This window comes from Ochrobactrum sp. SFR4 (assembly GCF_019730395.1).
Taxonomy (GTDB): domain Bacteria; phylum Pseudomonadota; class Alphaproteobacteria; order Rhizobiales; family Rhizobiaceae; genus Pseudochrobactrum.
In genome coordinates this window covers 1-414 of sequence record NZ_JAAPBB010000261.1, presented here as the reverse complement: position 1 = coordinate 414, position 414 = coordinate 1, and the positions used below count along the sequence as shown (strand labels likewise).

Sequence of the window (414 nt, the reverse complement as noted above, 5' to 3'; positions counted from 1 at the left end):
CGTTCGGAATAGCTTCAACCACGTTTTTGAACTGTACACCTGCTTCTGCAGTGTCATCATTCGCAACAAGATCGATAGTCGCCGGACCATCCGGTGTTGTCCACTCCAGATCAATACTGTCACTGCCAATTCTCACATCGAGGTTAGCAGTGCTTTCCTTACCTGAAACAGTGTCCCGAATAGTGTATTCGAAGTGATCTACCTTGCCGATATTTCCGGGTTGATTGAATGGCGTATATGTATAATCGCCATTCTGATGGATGACCAATGTACCGTATTGGCCGGTAATCGTCTTTCCTTCTTCCGGTATGTCGACATTGTTCACCTTTGCAACGATTGTTGTTTCAGTGACCGTATCCGGCGTACCGTCTGTGATGACATTTCCATCAGCACTTTCTGCTTCGGAACCGGCAG

The 414-nt window shown here is 47.1% G+C and carries 1 protein-coding gene; it reads right to left on the bottom strand.

Annotation, left to right across the window (positions count from 1 at the left end; translation table 11 throughout):
* On the bottom strand, positions 1-414 hold a 414-nt coding region (locus tag HBA93_RS18895; RefSeq protein ID WP_221724323.1), incomplete at both ends, for an Ig-like domain-containing protein.